This is a genomic window from Vibrio sp. 704 (assembly GCF_033339295.1).
Map to the genome: position 1 here is coordinate 1 of NZ_JAWOUH010000604.1, position 629 is coordinate 629.

Genomic DNA, 629 nt, shown 5'->3' on the forward strand with positions numbered 1-629 from the left:
TCCCCGCATGGCAATCAATGCACGATTGCTCTCGACTTTCCATCATCTGATGTCGACGCGCAACGGTTCGTCCTTGCGCTTCGAAATCCATCTTGTCAACGGAATGGCAATATCGACACTGTTTAGATTTATTCTCGATAAACTGCTGTGTGACTTCAGCAGCCAACCTCGGACGATGCTCCGCCTCGAAGTTCTCTAACGTAATTTCTCCAGTCAGTTTGTGATAGATGTCGGCTGTAGCGCCGATTTTCAATGCGATTTTAGCAAAAAACTCCCTAGGGACATGACAATCACTGCACGTAGCGGCAACCACACCCTGAGCATTTTTGAAGTGTGGGGATGCTTGGTACTCCTCAACTATCGTATCCATCCCGATATGGCAACTGTAACAAAACTCGTTGCGATTGGTGTAATCCATACCAAAGTGAAAAACACTGAGGGCCGCCCCACCAAGGATAAACGCCAATAAGCCACCAATTGGTATGCCGAGCATCCATTTTCTGTTTGGTTTACGCCATAAACTCATTGGTGATCATCCCAAAGCAGCGCTAGCGATAACTCGCATAGTATTCTACGAGCGCGTTTAAATCATCGGAACTAAGCCCTTTGAACGCCTCATCCATTTTTTT

Annotated in this window: 1 protein-coding gene; it reads right to left on the reverse strand. The window is 46.7% G+C overall.

Annotated elements, in window-relative coordinates; translation table 11 throughout:
* Positions 1-526, reverse strand: a 526-nt coding sequence (locus R7R24_RS28005; RefSeq protein WP_318120345.1) for a NapC/NirT family cytochrome c, incomplete at its 3' end; no start/stop codon positions are given.
* Positions 527-629: the final 103 nt, after the last annotated feature.